Consider the following 5,961-nt stretch of genomic DNA (forward strand, 5'->3'; position numbering starts at 1 on the left):
GTGGCAAGCGCGCTGGTGGCGGGCCGTGGTGGCGGAAGCGGCGGTGCCCTCCGGCTAAACTGGAGCCACGGCCCAAACCCCGCACGCGCGACGACCGCCCCTGGCGGCCAGGGCGGAGCATGCCCGCATCTGGGAAAAAACCACCCTGGCACGGCCCTGCGGCCCTTCCGGCGCCCGGACGACCCCTCCCCGATGGGCCCCAGAGCCCTCCCAGATCTCGTTTAGAGACTCCTCCGATTCGAAAACATCGTTTCGCACCCCGCCCCAACGGCTGGCTAAGGATTCAGGCGGCCCAGGACCAGCCGAAAAAGTTGTTGACACCCCTGGATCAAGCGGCCACACTATAAGTATGAGTGCTCGCGTTGTCCCTAAACTGTTGTTGGACCTAAACCATCGGGAAACGCGCATTGCGCTCGTCGCAATTGCAGCGTTGGTCTTCTGCATGGGCCAGCAACCCGCTCAAGGAATCGAGGGCCTCACACTCCAGGTCCAGGGCACCAATGTCGTTCTGTCCTGGCCCAGCACCGAAAATGAGACCTTCATTGTTCGGTACCGGGCACGTCTGGACGAAGCACATCCTTGGACGATCCTCACGAATAATTATCCCGCTGCGTTGGGTACCAATCGTACCGTATTCACGCATGTGGGCGTGGTCGAGTACGGTCAGACCGGAGCCGGCGGAGCTGGCGGCGACCAGCCTTTCCCGCCCCATGGAGCATCGGCAAATCAGAACGAGTACGAAACTTTCCGAGGCGATGATCCATCGGTGCCACCCCTTCCCTGGGATCCCCGCTGGCTCAAGGATCCATCGGATGGATCCAATGGCCCGTTAACCGAAGGCGCTAACGGCGAGGTGCCGTTGGGCGCCATTGGCTTTTACCAGGTGGTCCGCCAGGGAGTGCACTTCATTGGTCTGACCAACGGGATGCTGTTGAGCGGTGTGGTAGGCCTGCCCATTGAAGTCGGGTATCCGGAGGGCGAGCTTCTGCATGTGACCATCATGATTGATGATTACGGCACTGAAGCTGCCAGGATGCTAACGCCACCATTTCCGAATCCGCTGCATTTTGTTCTCGATACCCGCCTGTTGAGCAATGGTGTTCATACACTTCAAGCCGAGGCAACCTGGATGGTGGACCCGTCCAATGCGGATCCTGCTGCGCTGGTGCACATCGCCAGCCCGGTGGTGGAGATTGAGGTGTTTAACGAGATTTCGTTCCCGAACTGGTCCTTTCATTTTGGCGAGCTCTACGATTCAATGTTGATCAATGCGGTCTCGGCGCATCCGGTTGTGGACTGGGAAATTGCCATTTTTGACAGCCAGAACCGCTATGTCGGCAGTTTCTTTGGGCGCACAACCAACGGACAGATTCGAGCAGTGTGGAACCTCATTGATCCTTTCGGAGTACGGCGCACTGATCCTTGGTTTGACGCGGACATATACACATGGTGGGATGGGGGAGAGGCGGCGGCGCGCGCTCCCGGCTCCAAGGCCGAGGCTCGGATGATTTACGGTTCGCGCTCTGGCGATGGAGTGAGCCAGGAGTCCGGTGGTGGTGCCGCGACGACCACGCCCAAGAAGTTTTTGAGTTCCGACCGTTGGACCGGCCCGGGAAACTGGGTGGTGGTCAACCAACAAGCCTGGAATCACCTCATTGATCACGAATTGCTGGACCAGATGACCGACAACTTTGTGCTGGCGGCAGAAACCCGCGGGTATGTGGTTCGTCCGGACCATCCAACGGGAGAGGCATATCGGCTGCGAACCTCGCCTTTGGACACGGAGATCAACGATTGGTTGAAACTCCGTCTAGCCCTGATTCATCCTACATCAAGGAACTTCTACTACTTTGGCCATGGCGGCCGGGATCAGATTGGATATGGCACAAACGATTTGACGCGCATTACCACCGCGCAGCTTTACAGGGCCCTGGCGACGGGCAACCCACTCTCTACCAACCGCCATGCGTACCGGTTTGTGTTCCTGGACGGTTGCGAGACGGCCAAGGGCGATCTGCCGCTTGCGTTTGGCATCCCAAAGAAGACCATGACGCTGGAGGATTTTGCTGACGACGGGCGGCGCCCGTGTGCGTTCATGGGCTGGACGGCAACCAAGTGGATGGGCATCCTCAATCGCGTCTGGTATGATCACATCAATTGGGTGACGTGGTTTGAATACGAGTGGGTGGTCAGGGGCAAAGGTCTGCGTACTGCTGCCAAGGACGCAGCCGGGTACGCCGGAGCAAGTGGAATTAACCTTAGCAACCTTAAGATTTACGGGTACGATCAACTGGGCTACAATGAATTCAACAATGCACCTTGAGGATGAAGTATGCCGGACTGGATTCATGTGACTGTAGAGTATTCAAACGCCGTTCTGGTGGCGTTGTTGCCGATCTTTTCGGACTTTGCCAAGAAGCTGGATCTGCCTATTCCCACACCGATCACAAGTGAGCATGTGCAGCGCTTTGTCACAGGTGGCCCGGTTATCCCAGGGTACCCGATTGATGTGCGGGGCTACCTGATCCTGACGAACGGGTGGCGATTCTGGTATTCTTTGGGGCATGTGGACTCCTTCGAGGCGCCTCGGAACTACTTTACAGAGCAGGACCCGGATCGCGTTGCGGAGTATGTAGGCTCACTGAACATGACTCGGCGCGAGGCGGTTGCCCTGGCCCGCGAAATGCTAAAGCGGATGGGCTATGCCGAGAAGCTGCCACAGACCTCCAAACGCCCGACCAAATTCGATGGACCTTTCAAATGGCGCGGGCAAACGCTGCCGTACTATCGCATAGAGTGGGAGTGGAATACGGGTACTCAGTTTCACTACGTTGAGTTCAATATTGATGCACAGAAAAAACAAGTGACGAAATTTGCCTGTGCTTCAACGAATCTCTGTGCCAAGCCTCCTGAGATTGGTGTCAAGCCCGAGCTAAGATCGGAATACCTAAAACGTGTCAGGGAAGGAAAGCAGATTTACCAGCGTGATCCGCCGCCCGAAAGGCTCCCGCCGCCCTGAATTACCGGCGCAAAGGGATGCTTTGGTTAGCAGGTTGGAAGACTGTTGACAAACTAGCATCGACATTTGAGATGAATGGTGTTGGCATTCGTTGACAGGAGTGCAAGGGAAACCTCAAGGTCAACCTGAATTCGTCGCAGTCCTCAACCTCAATGCCACCGTCCTACCGCATCATCCACTCCCAGTCGTGAAGCGCCTGGGGGACGCGCTCATGAAAAAACTCTCTCCTCTTCGAGGAGTAGTCGCAATCCGCAACCAGCGGGCACGGAGGATCGTGACCCTCCCGGTCTATCGCCGAATTGAAGGCGCCCTGAAGCCCCCGCCAAGAGGGGAAGGACCACGCCCTCGGCGTCCGGAAGGAATGCTCCTGCAACGCTTGTGGTGATGACAAACTGGTTGGGCCCCCAAACCCGCGTTTTGCACCGCGAAAAGCCGCGAGAGGGCCTCCTGGCCAGTTAACCGCCTTGCCTCTTCCGGTTCCGCCGTTCTCCGTGCTTAACCTCTGTGTCCTGTGTGTCCCTTTGGTTTATTGCCTGTGATCCTCTGTGGTCAGGGCGTATGGGTTCGGGGCGTGGAGGGACCAGCGGTCAAGCCCGTTGCCAGCTCGGCCAAAGGATCCCGTAAGCGAGCGGAGGAAATCTTCGGGTGGATGCAGACCGTTGGGGCATGCGGCGGAGTCGCCATGCGCGGCGATAACGAGCCCGAGCGTGGGGCTACATTGTCCTTGGTGGCGGGAATCGGCTGCCGATGGCGTGGCTGAGCCTGAAAGGAAAGGGTGAGGCGTGCTCAACGGGCTGCCGCCTGCCCGGCCGGCGCGGCGGCGCTGGTGCGTCCGGCGAAAGCCGCGGTGGCGACGGCGGCAGCGGTTTGAAATCGGCACCCGCGCACATGTGGCGGTGAGAAACACATGGGCAAGGCGAAGCCGGCCCACAGATAGCGCCTTGTTCAACAGCCTGTTAAAGTAAGGTAATTCCTAACCACTTCGGACCAGGATTGGGTTAATGGTGGTGATCGAGACCTGCTTCATAAGCTGTAAAACAAGGGGAAAAAGGTCTTGATCACGGTGATTGAATCGGAACGAAACTTCGCCCAGGTAGAGGTGGAAAAATTTGCGGGGTACACCACGGTACGGATAGAGCCAATGTTTCGCATAACTCCAGAAGCCCTCGATCCCGTTGATGTGCGCCCGCCCCTTGGGGCGTCCGCCTTCCTTGCGCACCACGATGTGATCACCACGGACGGCCAGCGACGCATAAGCACGCCAGTCGTCCGTATAGTACAGGCTGCCAGGCCGCGTGTGCGCAAGGACCAGACCGATGATCTGAGCTCCACGGCGGCCCTGGACCGGGAAGACTCGGACCTGGCCATTGCGCTGGAGAATGCCCAAGACGATGAGCTTGCCGGCAGCACCCCAGCCTCGCTTCCCCGGCCTCTTTGCGCCCAACGTCGTCTCATCGCATTCTACGGCTCCATAAAACGGCTCCCGGCATTGCTCCTGGTAGGCAAGCACCGCACGGATGAGCCGGAAAAAGCGCTCGATGGCCGGCGGCGACGCCAAGCCCCGAAAGCGAATCCGATAGCTGGGCACGCCAGGAACGAAATACTCGAGCAGCTTGCGCTTCGTGGCAGCTGGCAGACGGCTGGCTTCCCACACCGTCGTCCAAGTATAGCGCCGGCCACAGCGGCAGCACTTAAAACGCCCGTCCCCGAGTCTCCAGGCTCGAGTATACCCGCATCCCCTGCACCGTCTCATATACAGACCAGATTACAAAATCTGGTCCGATTTGTTTAGGAATCACCTAAAGTAAATGGGCGGAAACAGGCGGATACGGAGCGCCTTTGCGAGTGCTCAGGGCTGTCGTCAACAGGGCCGGCACAATGGAACCTAGGGCAGCTGGAGGAATGGTGGTCTACGGAGCGGAGGACCTGTATATTGACCTGTGACGATGAAACCGGGGCATCTTTGGACAGTTAGCATCATATCCATCCTGGTGACGTCTGTATGCGAGGGGATGGAAGCCAACCGCCCGCCTCGGTTGGTCCCCACCAACAACATTGAGGCGGCGCGCTCGAAGTACCCGCTAAGCGATGTTCATCGCCTGGCTCCGAACACACTTGAGTTCGAGGAATGGGCCCTGAGCTTCATGCTCGCCAAAGCCAATGAAGTCCGCGAAAAATGGAAGCTGGGCATCCCCCGACCGCTGACTGTTCATGATGTCTATTTTACGCCTAAAGCGACTGCTTTTGGTATTGATGGGAGCATCGGAACCAGAGATGGCTGTTACAGCTGGTCGTTTTCGCGTCACCACTTCGATCTTTTTACCAACCGCGATCCTTCCGGTACAATGATAAAGAATCGTTACGGTTGGCAAAAATCCCAAGCAAGATTACGGCCGAAGAGGCCATCGCCAGTGCGCGCGAGAAACTTCATGCGCTGGGGCTTACCGAAGAGCAGCTCAACCTTCGCGAGCCTCCGATCCTCCGGAGGTATCTCTTCGAAGATTACCCCAAACCTTGGCCATCGCCTGAGGTATTGCACCGGCGGGTGAAGATTTTTTGGGGTTCGGCGTTGAATATCGTCGCGCGCCGTGCCTCAATGAAGCATGCCGACCGTCACCAAACGCTCGCCCAGGATCCGCTTCGAGTTTGTTGCCGCTCAAAAGCAGTCCACCCCGGGCGGCCTGCCCGCCCTGGAAGCGCTGGCCCAGCAGTTTGACCTCTGGCAAAAAATCCGCGCCCTGCCCGGACTGGACCCGCGCACCCGCACCTCCCACGGCTACAGCCCCGAACTGATCGTGGCCCAACTGCTCTACTGCTTCTGCTCGGGCGGGGCCAGCCTGGCCGACGCCGAACGGCTCAACGACGAGCCCCTGGTGCGCCAGTTGGCCCGCGTCAAAAAGTTCGCCGACCAGACCCAGCTGGGGCAATGGCTGCGCCAACAA

At 58.4% G+C, this 5,961-nt stretch carries 5 protein-coding genes; 4 read left to right on the forward strand and 1 reads right to left on the reverse strand.

All coding sequences use genetic code 11. The annotated features are described in order from the left end of the window. The first annotated feature begins 379 nt into the window (after positions 1–379). A complete protein-coding gene (locus G4L39_RS05590; protein ID WP_205880807.1) occupies positions 380–2,323 on the forward strand; it encodes a hypothetical protein in 1,944 nt (647 codons plus the stop codon). A 9-nt stretch (positions 2,324–2,332) separates the two neighbouring features. Continuing rightward, positions 2,333–3,019, forward strand: coding sequence for a hypothetical protein (locus tag G4L39_RS05595; protein ID WP_165106580.1), 687 nt, complete (start codon positions 2,333–2,335; stop codon positions 3,017–3,019). A 973-nt stretch (positions 3,020–3,992) separates the two neighbouring features. Here the strand turns inward: G4L39_RS05595 and G4L39_RS05600 are convergent. Continuing rightward, the gene (locus G4L39_RS05600) at positions 3,993–4,673 is read right to left on the reverse strand and encodes an IS1595 family transposase (RefSeq protein ID WP_205880808.1); all 681 of its coding nucleotides are present in this window, start codon (positions 4,671–4,673) and stop codon (positions 3,993–3,995) included. A gap of 286 nt (positions 4,674–4,959) precedes the next feature. On the opposite strand from G4L39_RS05600, the gene G4L39_RS05605 reads away from it, so the two are divergent. Together G4L39_RS05605 and G4L39_RS05610 are read left to right on the forward strand one after the other, a co-directional pair. After that, positions 4,960–5,568, forward strand: a complete 609-nt coding sequence (locus tag G4L39_RS05605) for a hypothetical protein (protein ID WP_205880809.1) — start codon at positions 4,960–4,962, stop codon at positions 5,566–5,568. 54 nt (positions 5,569–5,622) lie between these two features. After that, on the forward strand, positions 5,623–5,961 hold a 339-nt coding region (locus G4L39_RS05610), incomplete at its 3' end, for a hypothetical protein (RefSeq protein ID WP_165106582.1).

It is taken from the genome of Limisphaera ngatamarikiensis (assembly GCF_011044775.1).
GTDB classification, from domain to species: Bacteria; Verrucomicrobiota; Verrucomicrobiia; order Limisphaerales; family Limisphaeraceae; genus Limisphaera; species Limisphaera ngatamarikiensis.

Coding starts and splice junctions, on each gene's coding strand:
- G4L39_RS05595 (WP_165106580.1), top strand. CDS start 2,333: ATGCCGGACTGGATTCATGTGACTGTAGAGTATTCAAACGCCGTTCTG.